The 19241-nt window shown below is 37.5% G+C and carries 22 protein-coding genes and 1 tRNA gene; 10 read left to right on the top strand and 13 right to left on the bottom strand.

Annotated elements, in window-relative coordinates:
• Positions 1-18: 18 nt before the first annotated feature.
• Complete coding sequence (locus AAHH40_RS06270) at positions 19-1212, top strand: multidrug effflux MFS transporter (protein ID WP_342219821.1); 1194 nt, start codon at positions 19-21, stop codon at positions 1210-1212.
• Between the two features lie 27 nt (positions 1213-1239).
• On the opposite strand, the gene AAHH40_RS06275 is transcribed toward AAHH40_RS06270, so the two are convergent.
• The 7 genes from AAHH40_RS06275 to AAHH40_RS06305 form a co-directional block, all read right to left on the bottom strand.
• A complete protein-coding gene (locus AAHH40_RS06275) occupies positions 1240-1740 on the bottom strand; it encodes a spore coat U domain-containing protein (protein ID WP_342219822.1) in 501 nt (166 codons plus the stop codon).
• 231 nt (positions 1741-1971) lie between these two features.
• Positions 1972-2475, bottom strand: a complete 504-nt coding sequence (locus tag AAHH40_RS06280; RefSeq protein WP_342219823.1) for a spore coat U domain-containing protein — start codon at positions 2473-2475, stop codon at positions 1972-1974.
• A complete protein-coding gene (locus tag AAHH40_RS06285) occupies positions 2466-3779 on the bottom strand; it encodes a fimbria/pilus outer membrane usher protein (protein ID WP_342219824.1) in 1314 nt (437 codons plus the stop codon). The genes AAHH40_RS06280 and AAHH40_RS06285 overlap by 10 nt, the downstream gene beginning before the upstream one ends.
• Before the next feature lie 19 nt (positions 3780-3798).
• Complete coding sequence (locus tag AAHH40_RS06290) at positions 3799-4758, bottom strand: fimbria/pilus outer membrane usher protein (protein ID WP_342219825.1); 960 nt, start codon at positions 4756-4758, stop codon at positions 3799-3801.
• A 109-nt stretch (positions 4759-4867) separates the two neighbouring features.
• Positions 4868-5587, bottom strand: a complete 720-nt coding sequence (locus tag AAHH40_RS06295) for a fimbria/pilus periplasmic chaperone (protein ID WP_342219826.1) — start codon at positions 5585-5587, stop codon at positions 4868-4870.
• A gap of 218 nt (positions 5588-5805) precedes the next feature.
• Positions 5806-6309 carry a spore coat U domain-containing protein gene (locus AAHH40_RS06300; RefSeq protein ID WP_342219827.1) on the bottom strand — a complete coding sequence of 168 codons (504 nt, stop codon included), beginning with the start codon at positions 6307-6309 and terminating at the stop codon, positions 5806-5808.
• Between the two features lie 126 nt (positions 6310-6435).
• The gene (locus AAHH40_RS06305) at positions 6436-6939 is read right to left on the bottom strand and encodes a spore coat U domain-containing protein (protein ID WP_342219828.1); all 504 of its coding nucleotides are present in this window, start codon (positions 6937-6939) and stop codon (positions 6436-6438) included.
• A gap of 170 nt (positions 6940-7109) precedes the next feature.
• Here AAHH40_RS06305 and AAHH40_RS06310 point away from each other — a divergent pair, with 170 nt between their 5' ends.
• The 3 genes from AAHH40_RS06310 (at position 7110) to AAHH40_RS06320 (ending at position 8480) form a co-directional block, all read left to right on the top strand.
• A complete protein-coding gene (locus AAHH40_RS06310) occupies positions 7110-7460 on the top strand; it encodes a hypothetical protein (RefSeq protein ID WP_342219829.1) in 351 nt (116 codons plus the stop codon).
• 121 nt (positions 7461-7581) lie between these two features.
• A complete protein-coding gene (locus AAHH40_RS06315) occupies positions 7582-8043 on the top strand; it encodes a tRNA-modifying protein YgfZ (protein ID WP_342219830.1) in 462 nt (153 codons plus the stop codon).
• A gap of 8 nt (positions 8044-8051) precedes the next feature.
• A complete protein-coding gene (locus AAHH40_RS06320; RefSeq protein ID WP_342219831.1) occupies positions 8052-8480 on the top strand; it encodes a hypothetical protein in 429 nt (142 codons plus the stop codon).
• 14 nt (positions 8481-8494) lie between these two features.
• Here the strand turns inward: AAHH40_RS06320 and AAHH40_RS06325 are convergent, their stop codons facing one another.
• Positions 8495-9769 (bottom strand): MFS transporter, encoded by a 1275-nt coding sequence (locus AAHH40_RS06325; RefSeq protein ID WP_342219832.1) that lies wholly within the window; start codon positions 9767-9769, stop codon positions 8495-8497.
• 178 nt (positions 9770-9947) lie between these two features.
• On the opposite strand from AAHH40_RS06325, the gene AAHH40_RS06330 reads away from it, so the two are divergent.
• The 4 genes from AAHH40_RS06330 (at position 9948) to lpxK (ending at position 12088) form a co-directional block, all read left to right on the top strand.
• Positions 9948-10024 (top strand) — tRNA-Arg (locus AAHH40_RS06330).
• Between the two features lie 49 nt (positions 10025-10073).
• Positions 10074-10940: a pyridoxal kinase PdxY gene (pdxY, locus tag AAHH40_RS06335; protein ID WP_342219833.1), complete on the top strand. Its 867-nt coding sequence runs from the start codon at positions 10074-10076 to the stop codon at positions 10938-10940.
• A gap of 12 nt (positions 10941-10952) precedes the next feature.
• Positions 10953-11096: a heme exporter protein CcmD gene (gene ccmD, locus AAHH40_RS06340; protein WP_342219834.1), complete on the top strand. Its 144-nt coding sequence runs from the start codon at positions 10953-10955 to the stop codon at positions 11094-11096.
• Entirely contained in the window at positions 11096-12088 is a 993-nt protein-coding gene (gene lpxK, locus AAHH40_RS06345; protein ID WP_342219835.1) for a tetraacyldisaccharide 4'-kinase, read from the top strand. The genes ccmD and lpxK overlap by 1 nt, the downstream gene beginning before the upstream one ends.
• Here the strand turns inward: lpxK and AAHH40_RS06350 are convergent.
• From AAHH40_RS06350 to AAHH40_RS06360, 3 genes are read right to left on the bottom strand one after another with little or no spacing between them, the layout of a single operon-like run.
• Positions 12048-13067, bottom strand: coding sequence for a bifunctional UDP-4-keto-pentose/UDP-xylose synthase (locus AAHH40_RS06350; protein ID WP_342219836.1), 1020 nt, complete (start codon positions 13065-13067; stop codon positions 12048-12050). The two genes, lpxK and AAHH40_RS06350, sit on opposite strands and share 41 nt — an antisense overlap.
• A gap of 48 nt (positions 13068-13115) precedes the next feature.
• Positions 13116-14060 (bottom strand): glycosyltransferase, encoded by a 945-nt coding sequence (locus AAHH40_RS06355; RefSeq protein WP_342219837.1) that lies wholly within the window; start codon positions 14058-14060, stop codon positions 13116-13118.
• A 15-nt stretch (positions 14061-14075) separates the two neighbouring features.
• A complete protein-coding gene (locus AAHH40_RS06360) occupies positions 14076-15842 on the bottom strand; it encodes a glycosyltransferase family 39 protein (RefSeq protein ID WP_342219838.1) in 1767 nt (588 codons plus the stop codon).
• Positions 15843-15939: 97 nt separating this feature from the next.
• Here AAHH40_RS06360 and elbB point away from each other — a divergent pair, with 97 nt between their 5' ends.
• Complete coding sequence (elbB, locus tag AAHH40_RS06365; protein ID WP_342219839.1) at positions 15940-16605, top strand: isoprenoid biosynthesis glyoxalase ElbB; 666 nt, start codon at positions 15940-15942, stop codon at positions 16603-16605.
• Positions 16606-16617: 12 nt separating this feature from the next.
• Positions 16618-17289, top strand: coding sequence for a tRNA (guanosine(46)-N7)-methyltransferase TrmB (gene trmB, locus AAHH40_RS06370; protein WP_342219840.1), 672 nt, complete (start codon positions 16618-16620; stop codon positions 17287-17289).
• Between the two features lie 12 nt (positions 17290-17301).
• On the opposite strand, the gene hemW is transcribed toward trmB, so the two are convergent.
• Together hemW and AAHH40_RS06380 are read right to left on the bottom strand one after the other, a co-directional pair.
• Positions 17302-18438: a radical SAM family heme chaperone HemW gene (gene hemW / locus AAHH40_RS06375; protein ID WP_342220811.1), complete on the bottom strand. Its 1137-nt coding sequence runs from the start codon at positions 18436-18438 to the stop codon at positions 17302-17304.
• A gap of 15 nt (positions 18439-18453) precedes the next feature.
• Entirely contained in the window at positions 18454-19212 is a 759-nt protein-coding gene (locus AAHH40_RS06380) for a class I SAM-dependent methyltransferase (protein ID WP_342219841.1), read from the bottom strand.
• Positions 19213-19241 lie beyond the last annotated feature (29 nt).

Raw genomic sequence — 19241 nt, forward strand, 5'->3', positions numbered from 1 at the left:
TTCCCTAAACTATTATTTATGCAAACCAGCTTCAAACCCCACACACTATTTCCTATTGCTTTAGTTATTTACGAGATGCTCGCCTACTTAACTAATGACATGTATTTGCCTGCGCTGCCACAAATTAGCCATGATTTAATGATCAATCAGCATATGGCTCAGCTGACCTTAACGGCTTGGTTTTTTGGTTTCGCTTCTTCTTCAATAATTTTAGGTCCCTTATCGGATAGATGGGGTCGCCGACCTATTTTATTTATTTACGGATTCATTTTTTTGCTTGCTACGGCTGTTTGTGCGCTCACCTCCAATATAGTTATTTTTTTGATTGCACGTTTTTTCCAAGGTAGCGTTGTTTGTTCTATTACAACAGCTGGTTATTCAAGTATTCATGAAAGTTATAACACCATGGATGCTATTAAGATATTGGCTTTAATGGGAAGTATTGTCATTTTAGGACCGGCATTTGGACCGTTAGTAGGAAGTACAGTATTACAAATATCAGATTGGCGGTGGATCTTCGGCGTATTATTTTTTAGTGGACTTATAACTCTGTTGGTTTTATGGCTTATCATGCCCGAAAGTAACCCTGTTGAGCATAGAAAACCCCTAGCATTAAATGTGATAGGCAAAGATTACCTAGCTATTATACGTAACTCCCAGTTCATGCTGAATATTCTGGTCTTCTGCTTTGCTTATCTAGGAATGATAGCATGGGTAGTCTTAGGTCCTTTTTTAGTTATCAACGAATTTCACTACAACGCTAGCATTTTCAGTTTACTACAAGCTATCGTATTTAGTGCAATGATAGTCGCTGCTCAGATTATTAAGTATTTTTCTGAAAAATTAGGAGTAAACCGCTTAGTTACGTGGGGTTTGCTAATAAGTTTAAGCGCAAGTTTTATTGCTATTATCTTTACGTTGCTTTTTCCTAGAAATATATTAGCTTTAGTAATTCCATTAAGCGGTTTTATTTTAGGTTCCAGCTTAGCCTTTTTTCCATTACAACGTGTCGCTATAGAAGCCTGTAGTGAACCCATGGGAGCTCGTATGGCGATGCTAGGAACCATTATGAGTTTATTCGGTGTTGTAGGCAGCCTTGTACTCAGCCATCTTTACAATAACACTCTCATTTGGTTCGCTGGATTAATGGTACTACTTTCATTGGCCACTATCTTTTGTTATGGGTTATCTCAACGATTAAAATCCAGTTAATAAAATAAAAGACGCCAGTTTTTGGGGCTAAAAAATAATTCCTACGTTAACAACATCTCTATACGAACCTATTCCGACATTTTGCTTGGGTGGTATTTGTCCGTAAACAACTAATGTTTGTCTTAGACCATTTCCTACACCAAATTTAGCATCGACTCCAACAACATTACCCCAGTTCACTGTATGAGTTAGGTTTTGCGTTAAAAGATATTTGATAGATGATTGCTCTGGTCCCGACATTCTACGTAATCTAGTGGTTGCTGAATTGCCAGCTCCCTGATCTAAAGTCACATAATAAGGCGTATTTAACGTACAAAGAACTTTGAGACGCGCTGTTGAATTATTAGCAATAGATGAATCAGGATTATATACACCAAAAACTAAGGGCGTAGCACGAATCGTACACCCACCTATGACACCTACCGAAACCAGCATAGAAGTGCCATCACCACCTATGGCCGCAAACGCGGAACTTATACTTAATAATAAAAAAAATAAACAACCGTATACATTTACCAAATAACGCATGATTAACCCCCTTCTGTCCATCAGATGGCCAGTATTCCAGAAAATTAATCCATTTATTAACTGTATAATTGCAGGAAGAAACTTAAAAAATAATGCTATTTTTTAGAGATTGGCTTGACTCAGTGCAAAAAAAATCCATTTCTCATGCGCTTTTTGAATGTCGATAGTTAACTTCCTTTATTAAGCCTAATAGAGGAACGACTTATTATCCAGTAACTAAGCATGTTGAGCTTAATAAGTGACCGTTACCAAAACCGAGTCGGTGTAAGTACCGGGCCCAACGGGCTGCAACGCAGGTATTTGGCCAAAAACAGTATAATTTCTTGTTGTTGACAAGCCTATTGACGTATATCCATCGCTAACTGTCACCGTGCCTCCGGTTGCATCCCCCCAAATCGAAGCAAAACCTGCGGTTGTATATAAATTATAATTTAAATGGACGCCTAATAAATTCATAAAACGCGGGGTATAAGTGGCACTATTCCCTTTAGCCATACTTATAACATAAGACACTGTAAAGATTACCAATGCTGAGCAAGTTACTGCAACATTCCCATTAGCTGTATCCGCTGTTGGAGATGTAGTGATATAACTTCCAAATGCTACACCTGTGGTTCCAACTGAGCATGAACAACCTAGTCCTGCACAAGTAGCATAAGCAGCAGGACTGTAAAAATTATAACAAACTAAAATAATCAGGCATAACCAGGATCGTTTAATTTGTTTTAGTAACACGGCACATCTCCTAATTCGATAATCGGATCACTGCTATTTGGCAATTGAACTGAAAAATAATACATATGATTTTCCCAATTAACTGAACCCTCTAAAATATGACCCTTGATTTCGGGGATATATACCTCACCGTCATATCCGACAGGATAACTCTCACTAGAATTATCTTTATTTAAGATAAGTTCTGCACCTACAGGAACAAACTTACCGATAGGTGTTCTTAAATGTAAATCGGCACCTTGCATGCGTTTAACCGAGAACTCTGCTAATACACCACTCTCAAAATAAGGAATGACTGTTTGATGAGTCACATCAATTTGTGTATCTAATGGTAAAGTCGTGGGTTCTATATCGATGATATTTTCTTGATAAGGTAATAACTCAGGAATTAATAAATTTCCATTTCTATCCGTCTTGCCCATTAATTGATTTTCATAGAGTACATCCACCCCTGGGAAATCGGGAACCTTCACGACAGCAAAGCTTTGAGTTAGTTTACGCGCTAAAAAGCCATTGCCAGCAAAATAAATAGCACTGCCACTAGCATCCACTTCGTAGCTAGCTTGTCCTCTACCTTGTCCTACGCGCGCAGTATAAGCTCCTATTTCATTTTGTAGGGTCACATCAGCACCAGCATAACGATTACTATTATTGCTAGCAAACAGGTTATACCCATAACCTGTTCCTAAAGGAGTAGGTTTAGTCAGTTGCAATACATCTTGTAATTGATGATTTTGCCAGGTGGTTGAGTTGGTAACAAAATGATTGATATCAGGCGCAAAAACTAAAGTCAAAAATGCTTGGTTAGTTTGTGAGTTACGTAAATCCCCCACAAAACCCAGACTTAAAGAAATATTTTTAAATAAATTATGGCTATAGGTTGCTGTCAATAATCGTGCAGTTGGGGTATTGGATATACCATTAGCCGTATTAAAATTTCGGCTATTCACCATGGTAAAACTGGTGCTAAGTGATCCATAATTTTCTAAACTATATCCTAAGAATAACTGATTCACGACACTCGGCGGTGATGTATTGGGTTGTGTACCGAGTTGTATGTAATTTAAAGTGGTTAAGCTAGTATTGAAACCGTAACTGAGTTTCGGACCTTGACGAATAAAACCCAAACCTAATAAACCGCCACCGCCTGAATTATTATGCCCCCCCGCCACCGCTAACGAGGCTACTCCATAATTATTTAATAAATAATTAGCCGAAAAGCCTAAGGTTTGTTGATCAAATAAAACTTCGGCGTGCCCCCCTAAAGTGAGGTTGTCAGTGATGCCGCGTTGATAAGTCGCCACCGCTAAGAAACGTCCATAATCAATTGCTATTTACGCCATAATTATCTCGCACAAATCCCGCTTCATAGGAAAAATCAACTAAATCGGGCTTAAGTAGTTGCGGACTTGCGTAATAAGAAAAACTAACTACTTTGCTACGTCCAAGCAAATCCTGTGTAACAACATTCACGTTACCGGCTCCAGAAATAACCGGAATATTGTTAAAAATATAAGGGCCGTTGTTAACTATTTGCTGTTGGTTTAAAACGCTATTCACAAAAACATCCACTGTGCTGGGAATAGCGGCTTCACCTTGATAACCAGGCAGTGGAAACGTAACTAAATTAGGTTGCGTATTAAAATTAGTGGCATATTGGATCCCCGCAAAACGTGATGCACCACTCCAATACGTAGAACCGGTAATCGCATCGCCTAAGCGCCAACGCGCAATGTTTTCTGGTTGGTCTAAGGTCCACGTTGTATTTAAACGGACTAATTTACTGGATTGATTCGTTAATAAGGTAATATTATTCGCGTATTTGTTATATGCAAGCACATCGGCGGTTCCAACACCTAAACGATTAAACAAACCTAAACCCATTAATGCTGAGAGATTAGTTTGATTGATACCGGGACTATTATTTCTTAACGCAACCGCATCATAATTAAGAAAGGCTCCTGGATCTTTTGGACGCAAAGCACCTAGACGTTTACTGAGTGGATCAAAGGTTTGAGTAATAAATAATTGTGGTGGTGCTGATATTGTTAGCTGCATCGCATATTGATCTAATTGATAGCTAACATTGTGATGCCAATCCAGTTTATATAACTGTTCGCCGCGATGCTTTAAGGGAGCATGGAAGTTAGATTTCATCCCCCATTGACGTAAGTCACTTTCTTCAATCCAGATGTGACCGGACGGATCTTTATAACATTGTGTAATACCAGGCAATAAGCTTCCATTAAGCTTTATTTCAAGCAACAACGGAACCATTTTCATTTTAGCTTTTTTTTGTGGTGCGTGTTTTGTTAAAAATTCTTTTTCTAGCTTTGCGTTACTCTCTACGCTGATTAAAGAGAAAGTTATAAAACATGCAATTAATACAAATTTAAAGCCTATGCAAAGCCGATTTTTTACTGTGTCCATTAATATTTGATTTAATATCCGTATAATTAATATTAGAATCGCCTTTTACTATCCAAGAATGAGAACAGCGCGGTAAGACATAAGTGAAAGTCGACTGTTTTTTCATTATGGGTCCTTGAGAATTATTCGACAACAGTTGCCATTGATCTACAAATAAAGAAACATTTCCATCATTGTATAAATTCAATTGGATATGCTGGTCATCTAAAACCTTGCTTGACCAAACTCCATTCTCAAGGATTTTTTGTGGCTCAACGAATAAAGGAAGTGATATATCCATTAAAAAATACAGTGTTTGGCCTAATTTCTTTTGTCTCGGTTGCTGCACTTCTTTCAAATGCACGCGATAGGCTTTTTGCAGTGTATTATAGGTAGGATGTCTTAAAGCAAAACGTATAATCTGGGTTTTATGTGCGGGTAATAAAAATAAGGGCGGCGTCAACAAAATATCATGAGAGGTTTTGTAGATGTCTTTACCTTTAGGACTCTGTTGCCAGTCAAGTAAACTTAATTGTAAAAAACTACGTTCATCGCTCCGATTGGTAACCTTAACCACACCTATTCTTTGTGTAGTAGACAAGGAAAGCTGGACTGGAGTTACTTCTAAAACATTAGCACTAACATCTGAAATAAATAATACAGTTAAAATACCAAGCCTAGCGATATAGTGTATTATTTTCATTTTAACTAATCCTTACAATCCTTTTTTTATAAAATGACTATATCCGATCGGAATTTCATGAATAGACTATTGTTCTTTTCATTTACGCATATAAATTGAACCAATAAATAACTAACTTCCAATAAGACTGATATTAATCATATTAAACAGAATTATCCACATCATCAGCATACTTTCCATTTTCACCATAAAAAACTTGCTAAAGTCTTAGAAAAACATCAATAAGTGATAGTTATTAATACAGTATCATTATAACTACCGGCAACGGGTGTTAATCCTGCTACTATTCGTCCATAGACTGTGTAGGGTTGAATTCCCCCAGTACCTGTTCCCGCTACCGTGTCGGTTGGTATTGTATTTCCCCAATTTAGTGTACGTCCGGCGTCCCGATAAAGTGCGTATGCAAGTGATCCCGAAGGTGTACCAGTCATTTGTCGAGTAGTGGTTGTTGCGCCGCCAAATGTCCCCGGCCCTAAGGAAATGCTATAAGTTGTACCATTCGTACAATTTACTTCAAGGCTACCAGTCGCATCATTTTGAACCCCGGTATAATTACCAAAGTTCACAGACGTGATATTGCCAAAGATACAAGCCGCCGCCACTGTCGCATTGATCGGTAAATTGGCGGTCGTTGTCGCAGCGAATACAGGCTGAGTCATGAGTAAAATGAACAGCGCAAAAAAAATGTTTTGTGCTTTGAACATAATCGATTTCCTTATCAAATAAAAATCCTATAGCACGGTAAGAAGATATAATGCTTTAAAGAACGGGTCAAGAACTTTAATATTTATTAACTGAATGATTGCATATAAAATAATCTAATATGCATTTTTATACAATTTTTACTTTTAAAATGTTACGAAAATAGTCACTCGATCCAAGTAAGTACCTGCGTCAACCGCTTGATTAGCGGGTATTTCTCCATAAATAGTAATCACCTCTGTAGACCCTGTGGCTATTTGATGCAAAGTGTTTTGCCCTATTACCGTACCATACATATGTTGATGACCGCCATCTTGGAAAAGGCCGTAATTTAATTGTTGATTTCCTCCTTGTTTAGTTAACAATCTATGGTCTTCTGTTGCGCCTGCACCTTGGCCCTTATCAATGCCTATGTCGTAAGCTAAACTCGGTAAGCAAGTTAATGTTACAGTACCAGTAGCATAATCTGGATTAGAATCAAGTGAATAATAATTAGGAAATTTCATATCGGTTGTTGAGCCAAATGTGCAATTGGCTCCGCCACCTACGGTTGCTGTCACAGCTAAGTTATTGTTAATAGTGACTCCCATTGCATCCTGAAGAAATAAAAAAAACAACACTCCGACTGAACATTTAATAAACCAACGCATAATCCCTCCCCCAATGAGACCTAAGCTTTTATGGTTTTGTTCTATGCGTTTTTTCTAATTAGTCAGCTATAAAAGCTGCTTAGGTCGCTTATATAAATATTTGGAATAATTTATAATCGTTAGTTTATTCTAGTGAATAATTGCTGATTTAACGAATAAGGCTAGATTTTATGCTTGAACAAATAACGAGTGAGAATAACTCTTTTGATCTGGTCGATCTTGGCCTCATTCGAATCAGTGGCAAAGACGCTAAGCCGTTCTTACAAGGTCAATTGACTTGCGATCTGGAAGAAGTTAATACCAAGGAAAGCCGATTAGGCGCACACTGTGATGTTAAGGGACGAATAATTGCAATTTTTCGGTTATTTTTTTATCAACATGACTATTATTTTTTATTGCAAAGCAGTACGCTGCCACTTTTATTAGCCTCCTTACAAAAATATGCGGTTTTTTCGAAAGTAGTATTAACCGAGGTCAGTAACGATTGGCAAAAAAATCGGCCTTTATGGCCCTACTATTAAAGATTTACTCAAAGAACAGGAATTATATACAGCCAAAGAAAATGGCGTTGCAAAAGCTGATCACAAACTAAGCTTAGCTATTTCGGGACCCACATCTCGGGTTATCCTGCTTGCACCAGTTTTGGATTCTATCAGCTTTATCGATAGTCAATTTGAGCAGGAAAGTGTCGATCATTGGCGCTTATTGGATATTATGGCTGGCATTCCGACTATTTATCCTGAAACCAGTGGCCAATTTACGCCTCATCAACTGAATTTTCCGGAGATAGGCGGCGTGAGCTTTAACAAAGGTTGTTATATAGGGCAGGAAATCATCGCTCGCACTCATTATTTAGGGAAAGCCAAGAGCCGTCTTTTTAGAGTGAGATTTGAAGCCAATAGCCCCTTTCTGCCAGGCACCCCGATATTTGACAGTGATCAAAAAACCGAAAAAGGCGCGCTTATTATGTCTGCTAAAGAGCAGAATAATCGTTATGAGGCCTTAGTTTGTTTGCAAACTCAAGCTATTTCCCATAGTATCAGACTAGGTAATCTTGAAGGTCCAGTATTAGACTTTTTAGAACTGCCCTATTCTACTAACTAGAACATAATATGCTTACAACACAAAAAAAAATATTCGGTTTAATTCTGCTATTAGGGTTGAGCACTAGTGTACTCGCCGAAGCTCCCCCTGCTGCTAATAGCACTTCTCCATCCTCTCTCAGCAACCCACAAAGCAAGGCGATAGAGTTTGCGAGACAAGCGGGCGCAATCGCCGGTATCGCACAGGCTTGCGGCCAGAATCTAGGCGATTTTTCCGCTAGAGTTACTGAAGCAATTAACAAGTTGTCTAATGATCCTTCCGAACAAGCGGCCGCCGCTCTGGTTTATCAGCGTATTAGCCAAGAAGCACAAATGGCTGAGAGAAAGAAACAATCTATTCCTTGCATGAAGGTTTTAGAGGATTTTCGCAATTTGCCGATTATGCAATCCGACTATAAAACCAAGGTTATCGATCAACTTAATCCTGCTGGCCCATAAAACAAGACCGTAGTTTAAACATCTAACTGCTGTAAATTCGATTCGCGAATAAAAAATAACAATATTAGGGCCAATAAAATATAGATGGGCAAGATACTTAACGCATGACGATATTCTGTGGCCGAAAAATAATGCACACCTGCGATCAATTTACCCTGCCAATGTGCATCTAATAATTTTCCTATCAATGGTTGCGTCAACGCACTAAAGATAATATCGCCGGTATTGATTAAGGCGATTATGGTTGCGGCAACGGTTATTTTATTTAATTCTCTACCCAAAGCAAAACCTAGCATAAATGCACCGGTACTAAATCCAAAGATAAATAATAAAGTTCCCAATAACCAAAGCGGTAAGTGATTTACATAAATAATCATTGTAATGGTAACCAAGGCTACAAAAGCATTAATCAACATCACTGGAAGACGTTTATTTATTCGATCCGACCATAAGCCTAATAGAGGACTACCAAACGCTATACCTAGAAAAATTAAAGAAGCCAACCCTGCGGCTTGTGTATGCGAAACCTGATAGGTTTCTTTTAAAAATGGAATACACCAAAGACCTGCAAAACCATCAATCGGTGCAAAAGCCAATCCACTATACAGTGTGATTAACCAATTTTGCTTATTATTCAAGACCATCCATACATCATGAAATGAAAATTTTTCTACTACTCCTGTTTCACTTGATACTCCAGTCGGCTTATCACGCACGATAAAATAAAATAACCCGGCTAAAATTAATCCGCTCACTGCACACAGATATAAGCTTTGTCGCCAACCGAACGTACTAACAGCGAAAGACAAGGGTACCTGACCTGCAACAGCACCCAACATAGCTGCAGTCGCCAATAAGCCGCCAACAAAAGCAAATTGATTGGGTTTAAACCATAGGCTAGTCATCTTCATATAACTGACGGTAGCAAAAGCCGCACCAACACCCATCAATGCTCTAGACCAAGTGGCGACACTTAAACTATCTGCTTTAGAAAAAATATAAATGCCTATAGCACATAAAAGGATAGCAATCGTAGTTAACAAGCGGGGACTATAACGATCTAATAAAACGCCAACAAAAAGTTGGGCTAACAAAAAAGAATAAAAGAAACTAGCCGTTAAATTACCTAAACCGGTTCCTTGTATTTGGAACACACGCATTAGATCTTCAGTCATGATGCTAGGAGAAACTTGCAATATATATTTATAAAATAAAAAAGCCGCCGCTAAGGCAATAACTAACCAAGGATACCAATGGTGGGAGGTAAAATGTTTCTTCTCAATATGCATAGCGCGCTAAACCTTATAATTCATTTATCGGGGAATTATGGCATTATTAGTCAAATTTTGCACTCCTTATCAAAATGGTATTCTACAAAAATATTAATGCTAACAAGAGTTTGGTGAATTGAATTAAACGTAGTAGAAACGAATATAAAAAAGTCAGCGTATAATACGCTTCGTTCAAGCCCCGGTGGCACAGGTGGATAGCGCAGTCCCCTCCTAAGGGACAGGTCGCCGGTTCGAATCCGGCCTGGGGCGCCATTTTTTGCAAGCCGATAAAAAAACGTCTAGGCTTTTGCTAAGAGGTCAAATGAATATTTTATCGATACAATCCCATGTCAGTTATGGCTATGTTGGGAATAAAGCCGCTACCTTTCCCTTACAAGCTTTGGGTTTTGAAGTATGGCCAGTCAATACCGTACAATTTTCTAATCATACCGGCTATGGTCACTGGCAAGGTGATATTTCCACCGCTGAGCAGGTACGCGCCGTCATACAGGGTTTAATCTCCTTAGATCTAGCAAGGCAATGTGATGCAATTTTATCTGGATATATTGGGGATAAAGAAATTGGGCAAGTTATCCTTGAAACAGTACAACAATTTCGACAAGCAAATCCTAAACTCATTTACCTGTGCGATCCTGTCATGGCTACTCCGAATGGTAAAGCGTGTTTTGTTAAACCCGATATTCCAGATTTCTTTCGCAATCAAAGTTTAACTATGGCCAGCATCATCACACCTAACCATTTTGAAGCGGAATATTTATACGGGAAAAAAATTAATACTTTAGATGATTTAAAACATGCAGTGCATTTTTTTCATAATCAAGGAATACTTATTGTCATTGTGACCAGCTTAAATTTAAAAGAAAAAAATAAATTTAATTTTGAAGAACCCACCGCTTTTCTTTCAAGCAAACAAGGGCAATGGATCGCTACAATTTCTGTTCCAAACACTCCAGCAGCTATCAATGGTGCCGGGGATCTTTTTTCGGCGCTGTATTTAGGCCATTTATTATTAACCAAAAATGCTTTAGCGGCTTTCAGCTTAGCATTAAATAAAACTTATCAAGTAATTCAAGCCACCATTACAGCAAATCGCCGCGAATTAAAAATTATTGATAATGATTATAAGCAAGCTGCTCCAGATTATGTTATGCTACAACAGATAGAATAACAGGAAGTTACAATGAAAGATTATCGTTTCTATTTATGGATAGCCTATCTCTCAACCGCTGCTATTCTGCTCATTAATCTGTTAACTCCCCTGATTCGGCATTATAAATTATTTAAGAAAAAACGCAGCATTACGTCATTAATCCCAAAAAAATAATGTTAAAAATTTGGCAGAAAAAAAATTTTTTGGCTTATTTAATTTGGCCATTATCATTGGTTTACGGCGGTTTTATTGTTTTACGTCGCAAGCTTTATCAGTTGCACCTTTTAAAGGTAAACTTTCTTTCAGTACCGGTCGTCGTCGTTGGAAATATTACTGTGGGAGGCACGGGTAAAACACCGGTTGTTATCGCATTAGCTCGATTTTTAAAAGAAAAAGGCTGGCGACCAGGCATTATCAGTCGCGGCTATGGGGGAAACACGCAGCATTTTCCTTGTTTAGTCCATCAAAACAGTAATGCCCGTGAAGTGGGTGATGAACCTATATTAATTGCTCGGCATACTGCATGTCCAACTATCATCGATCCTAATCGTAGTCGCGGTGCTAAAAGTTTATTAAAGCGTTCGAATTGCAATATTATTATCAGTGATGATGGTCTACAACATTTAAGTTTAGGTAGAAACATAGAAATTGTTGTTGTCGATGGCGAAAGACGTTTTGGAAATAATTTTTGTTTACCTGCAGGTCCATTGCGCGAACCTGTTTCACGCTTAAATTCCGTTGATTTTGTTATTAGCAAAGGAACAGCTCATGCCAATGAATTTAAACTTTCCTTAATTCCTGACTATTTTTATCAGCTTATTCAAACTAAAAATAAACAATCAGCAGATTTTTTTCTTGGAAAGAAAATATATGCCGTAGCTGGAATCGGCAATCCCGATCAATTTTTTAGAACATTACGCAAACTGGGACTTAAAATCATTGAGCATCCCTTTCCCGATCATTATCTATTTAAACCGCGCGATTTTAATTATGGCGATGATGCTATTGTTATAATGACCGAAAAAGATGCAGTAAAATGCGTAGGTTTTGTTGATGCCAGACTTTGGTGTTTAAAAACAAAAACAGAGTTAGACAATAATTTTCTAAATGCCGTACTTAATCGAATTACGGCAATAGATAAAAATCTAAAATCTTCTTCAAGCTAGTTTTCATATCTATATATGGCTGCCAAGCCAGCTGTTGTTGAGCCCGTTTAATTGATGGCATGCGACGTTCTACATCTTGATAACCTTTTCCGTAATAATTATCTGAATTTATTGTTTGTAATTGGACTTTTTCCGCATAGCTTTCATAACGGGGATAAGTTTTAATTAACTCTAATAATAATTCAGCCAATTCACGAATAGAAATATCGTTGGCTGGATTACCAATATTAAAAATAGCTTGCTCAGCGCATCCATTTTCATTTGCGATTATTTTTAATAAGCAAGCCATCCCATCATCGATATCAATAAAGCTACGTCGTTGTTGTCCGCCATTAACCAATTGTATGGCTTCGCCACGTAATATATTGCCGATAAATTGACTCACCACCCGCGAACTCCCTGGCCTCGGGTTATGTGGATCATCCAGTTTAGGACCTAACCAATTAAACGGTCTAAAGAGTGTATAACGTAATTCATTTTTTAAGCCATAAGCATGAATTACTCTATCTAAAAGTTGTTTACTACAGGAGTATATCCAACGAGGTTTATTGATAGGTCCTAATACAAAATTACTGGTCTCTTCATCAAACGCTTCATCCGTACACATACCATAGACTTCAGAAGTGGAAGGAAAAACAATACGTTTTTCATGTTTAACACATAAACGAATAATTTTTAAATTGGCTTCAAAATCCAGCTCAAAAATACCTAAGGGATTGTTTACATAGCTTGCCGGCGTTGCAATAGCTACCAAAGGTAAGACTACATCACACTGTTGAATTTGTTGTTCTATCCAACCCATTTCCCGATTCATGTCGCCTTTTTTAAAGGTAAGCCGTGGATGTTTAAGAAAATCATTAATTTTGTTTTCACTTAAATCCAAGCCTATCAACTGCCAGTCTGTTTTTGCTAAACAATGCTCCAGTAGGCTGCTGCCAATAAAACCATTGATGCCTAGAATTAATACTTTTAAACTCATATTTTACTACTTAACTTAGATGTGTTTTTTAAAAATGCAATTTTTATTTTATGCTTCATTCGTATCATCAATAATTTTCCTAATAACATAACGGGGACGATGACGTACTTCTTGATAAATACGCCCAATATATTCACCCATAATCCCTAAACCCATTAACATTATTCCCATTAAGAAAAAAACTATCGCAAATAACGTAAACACGCCTTCCGCTTCGGGTCCAATAATAATCCGGCGTAAAAACAAATATATAACAAAAAAGCTACTTAAGATTGAAATAAACAATCCTAACATAGTAAAAATCTGCAAGGGTAATAAGGTAAAACTAGTCATCCAATCAAAATTCAAACGTAATAACCGATAAAGGTTATATTTGGACTGACCACCTTTACGAGCATCATGCCCAACTTCAATTTCGGTGGGGGATATAGAAAGTTTATAGGCTTGTGCGGGAATGAATAAAGAAGTTTCCTTGCTGGCTATCATTAAATCGACGAGTGAACGTCGATAGGCTCTCAACATACAGCCTTGATCAGTCAAACGAATCTTAGTCATCTTATAGCGCAACCAATTATTAAGTATAGATGCATAGCGTCGAAAAAAAGTATCTTGGCGATTTTTTCGGATACCTCCTACATAATCATGACCTTCTTCAATGAATTTTACCAAATGAGAAATTTCCTCTGGTGGATTTTGTAGGTCAGCATCTAAAGTAATAATAATTTCTCCTCTGACGCGCTCCAAACCAGCCATCAATGCCATATGTTGACCGAAATTACCATTAAAATGAACAATGCGAATTTGCTCTGGTCGCCTTCTTTGTAATTCATTAAGTCGTTCATAGGAGTCATCTTGACTACCATCATTAACTAAAATAACCTCATAAGGCTTACCTAACTTGTCTAAGCTCGAAATCAAGCGCTGATAGAGCTGTTCCAAGTTTTCAGACTCATTATAAACTGGGATAACCACACTGATATAGGGCTTATTCATTTCACTAATCCTCTTTTAATCAAAAATATTTTTTATTTTATTTTTCTCTATAGGGTGATTGCTTAATAAAACATCTTGCGGTGTCTTTGCTAGCAAATAAATGAGATATTTCTTTTGTTGATTAATCTGCTGGTATGCTTCTTTACTAGCTATCATATAAATACGCCTTGAACTATTCCAGTCAGGCCAGAAATTAGCTTCCTGTAACATCCAATGGCTAGTATCTTGATGTTGCATACCAAAAGTTAATTCTCCACCGACATTGACTGTAAATACCCGTTGATTTAAATAAAAAGGCAAATCTTGATAATAATCATGGTATGCCACTACTTTATCGCCTGGCTTTATTAAAGGCTTAAGAGCAACAACTAAAGGCTTTATCGAACGTGTATCGAGCTGAGGAATACCCATAGAAACAATCCAGAAGCTAATCACACTTCCTATTGCCAAAGTTGCAAATGCCATTTTGGATTTTTTCCGCATAGCAAAGCAACTCGCGATTATGCTATTTAAAAGAAAAACACTATAAGCGGTTATCAAAAAAAGTCTGGCAGACGGAGATAGCGTAATAGTCGCATCGTAAGCTATATATAATATACCTATACTTCCTAAACCTAACCATACCAAAGGTACCGCTATATACCCCCATTTAATATCCCAGCTTCGCTGCCAGTGAGTAGAAAGATAATGGCCAGTTAATAAAGCCAAAGCAGGAAAAATCGGTAAAATATACGGAATTAATTTGGAATGTGAAAAGGAAAAGAAAAGAAAAATTATCCCTACCCAGAGTAAAAGAAAAATATAATTATTTTTTTCTTTGAATTGTTGCCAATTTCTAGGAAAGTGATTCACTATCGCTTGAGGTAAAAAACATACCCAAGGTAAAAACCCGGCAATAAAAATTGGAATAAAAAACCAATTGGGTTGGTAACGCTGTGCTATCAAAGTGGAATAACGCAGGAATTGCTGATCTATAAAATAGAATTGGAAAAATTCAGGATTTCTAGATTGAACTAAAATATGCCAAGGCAAAACCATTAATAAAAATAACAAAACCCCACTAGCAAGATAACATTGCTTCAACAAACGCCATTGATTAGATAATAATATCCAAAGCCCAATAATCATAGTAGGAAATACTATACCGATCAGCCCCTTTGTGAGAACTGCTAGGCCGGCAAATAGATAAGCACTATAAAATAAACACCGACGCCCTAAACTTGGTGACTGATTGGATGCAACTAAGAAAGTTAACAAGCTTCCAGATAAACAGATCGATAAGGTCATATCGAGTGTTACCATCCGTGCTAATGCAAAATATAGCAGACTGGAAGCAAGAATAATGGCACTTAATAATCCAGCTCGTCTTTCAAAAAGAATTCGACCTGATGCATAAACTAATAAGCAACCTAATAATGCCAGGATAGCGTTAGGTAAACGTACTGCCCATTCGCTGATAGGCGCCAAATATTGATTTTTTTTGTCCTTAAAGAATATTTGTCCTGTTTGATTAACCAATGGATTAAAAACCTTAATCGACCCCGCTTGTAGCCAATAAAATAAAGGGGGCTTTTCAAAATATTTGATCCCATTCAGATGAGGCGTTACAAAATCATGTAGCACCAACATTTCTCGTGGAATCTCAGCATATCTCCCTTCATCTGGTACACTCAATGGCCTAGTCCCTAAAAATAAGCCAAAGACTAAAGCAATACCCACTACCAGTAAGCCTAAATCAAAGTACCAGCTTCCTTTACTGGATTTAGTTTGAATGATCGACATCTTTTTTTTCCACTGCCTATTTTGGATAGGGGTTGAGAAAATAGCCTATTGCTATAATAATAGGCCAAATTTATAACGGTTCTAGAGAGGAAAAGCAATGCAAAAACAAAATATCGCGGTAATTCTATCGGGATGTGGTGCCTTAGACGGAAGTGAAATTCACGAGTCTGTACTTACCTTATTAGCCTTAGATCGTGCTGAATTACCTTATCAATGTTTGGCTCCTAATATACCTCAATCCCGCGTGGTCAATATGGCCGATGGTAAAACCCAAGAACATGCTAAAAGAAATGTACTGGAGGAATCCGCTCGTATTGGGCGTGGTAAAATTAAAGACATTGCCTTAGCCAATGCTGATGAGTATACCGCAATGATCTTTCCAGGTGGTTTCGGCGCCGCGCTAAATTTATGTAATTTTGGTTTAAGCAAAGAAAACTACTCCATACAAACAGACGTTTTTAAATTTGCAAAGGCCATGGTAGAAGCAAAAAAGCCCGCCGGCTTTATTTGTATTGCACCGGTTTTAGCGCCGAAGCTTTATCCAGCCGGTATCCAAATAACCATAGGAAATGATAAAGCCACCGCAGAGATTTTAGAAAAACTAGGTGCTCGGCATATTCCATGCGCGGCCACAGATTGTGTCGTGGATAAAGTCCATAAATTAGTTAGCACACCGGCCTATATGTTAGCTCGTTCAATTAAAGAAGTAGCGACGGGTATCGATTGTTTAGTAAAAGAATTATCTTTATTGTTACACTCATAATCTTATTTTCTAATGAACCAATTTCTTAGACCGATACGCAGCTTTGTGCATCGTCAAAAAAAATTAAGTAAGTGTCAACAGCTAGCTTTTGCGGCTTTATCGGAACAAAACACCTTATCAACACCTATAGATTTTAAAATCTTATTCGAACGGGATGCATATACTATATTAGAAATTGGGTTTGGTATGGGTGATAGTTTATTGCAACAGGCGCAACAACATCCAGAAAATAATTATTTAGGGATAGAAGTCCATCGGCCAGGAATCGCTTTCCTCTTAACACAAATCGAAAAATTTAAACTGAACAATATTAAAGTTATTTATGCAGATGCATCAGAGATTTTAGCTCGCTCCATTCCTAACCATAGTTTAGATTTAGTACAAATATTTTTTCCCGATCCTTGGCCGAAAACTCGGCACCACAAACGACGCTTGGTGCAAGCAAAATTTATCGATTTATTACATGAAAAGCTTAACTTAAACGGAAAATTACATCTGGCCACGGATTGGCAAGATTATGCCCAACATATGTTGAAAGTAATGGAAAATACATCTCAATGGAAAAACACCGCTGAAAAAAACCAATTTACTCCCCGACCACCGGCCAGACCAATGACTAAATTTGAAAAACGAGGTCAACAATTAGGTCATGCTATCTGGGATCTGGTTTTTTTGAGATTATAATTTTTGAGAACTTTAATCTGCCATAAACATGGCAAGTAAATTATTATAAAAGCGTTTACCAAACTCTGTCGTTTCCATAGCAAAATCATCATAGGTAACCAAACCTTGTTGCTGCGCTTTGTGTAATATAGGCTGAATACTTGAAAAAGATAATCCTGTTCGTTGCTGAAATAATTCCGCTGAGATCTTTTGATAAAGTCTTAACGCATTTAACATAAATTCAAAAGGTAATTCTCCCACTGAAATAAATTTTTCTTCTGCTAAAAATTGATTCTTTTGTGTTAAATAAGCTTTTGGATTTTTTTGCTTCCAAGCACGCCTAATAGTCCTTTTTTTGTTATCAGTTAGTTTACTATGCGCACCCGCACCGATGCCTATATAATCACCGAACTGCCAATAATTACGATTGTGCATACAATTGTATCCGTCTTTACTGAAAGCAGAAATTTCATAGTGCTTATATGCTTTTTGTCTAAAAATTTCTTCACCACGCTCTTGTAATTCACCCATAGTTTCTTCCATGGGTAATTGCGGAGGTCTTAGATAAAACTCAGTATTCGGTTCAATAGTGAGTTGATACCAAGAAATATGTGTGGGTTCCAAAGAAAATGCAATCTGCAAATCTTGCAGACCTTCTATGCTACTCTGCTGTGGTAAACCATGCATGAGATCGAGATTAATATTACTAAACCCCGCTTTTTTAGCGGCTGCTACGGCTTTAATCGCTTCATCTCCATTGTGGATGCGGCCAAGAATCTTTAATTTTTCATTAGAAAAACTTTGAACGCCCAAGGAAAGTCGATTAATACCTGCTTCACGGTAACCATAAAAACGCTGATATTCCACCGTTCCTGGATTTGCTTCTAAGGTAATTTCAGTCGATTTAGAAAATTCTATACGCTTTGCTAGCTCAACTAACAAGTAGCTAAGCATATCGGGTGAAAATAAACTAGGAGTGCCTCCACCCATAAAAATACTGGTAATAGGACGAACGGGCAGTTTCTGAAGATCTTGCTCTAAATCTACAATCAATGCGTCGATATAATTTTTTTCTGGTAACTCTGTTAATAAAGTATGTGAGTTAAAATCACAATAAGGACATTTTCGTATACACCAGGGAAAATGTATATAAAGTGACAAAGGCGGCAGCGTTAACATGCAAGCTTAGATATGCGAATAATACAGATTCGTTTTATATAAAAATTCGATGAATCCATTTTTTTCATAACGTAAAAAAATCTGATTTAATTCTTCAATCATAGTTTTATACCTTGCATCCTCAGATCCGGGGATAAATGACATCGATAGTAACCTGCCTTTAAATCCTTCCCAATCAAATTGCTGAACATTTCTAAGTGATGCTGTTTTTATAGTTTGATCACTAAAAAAAGTATCCATTGCAACTTTATCCAATTTTTTGGCATTCGAATCAGCATAATCTTTACCATACTCTAGTAATAAGCTTTCATAGGCACATATGAGAGGAGATTGGGTATCTCGAACATTCCAGACCAAAACAACCCAGGCTTTGGGCTTGGCAATCCGCTTAAATTCTCGCTTGGTTTTTTCCACATCAAACCAATGAAAAGCGGTGCCAGCCGTTATAAAATCCATACTAGCATTCTCTAGGTGAGTCGCTTCTGCTGTGCCGGAAATTGAATGAAACTGAGAATATTGTGCTAAATAAACCTCTCCAGCCTCTCTCATGGCTTGGTTAGGTTCAACACCATACACTGTATTCCCAACATCAAGAAATAATTTAGCAAGTAATCCTGTACCGGAACCTATATCGGCAATCACACTATTCTTGTTTAAGCCACATTCGTTAACCAGCAAATCTAATACTTGTTTCGGATAGGAAGGTCGATATTTTAGATAATACTGTACTGTTTTAGTAAAAGGTTCGATAAATTTGTCGGCCATTAAAACCCCCAACATTGCTTTATTGGCCT

The organism is Rickettsiella endosymbiont of Miltochrista miniata, from assembly GCF_964031245.1.
GTDB lineage: Bacteria > Pseudomonadota > Gammaproteobacteria > Diplorickettsiales > Diplorickettsiaceae > Aquirickettsiella.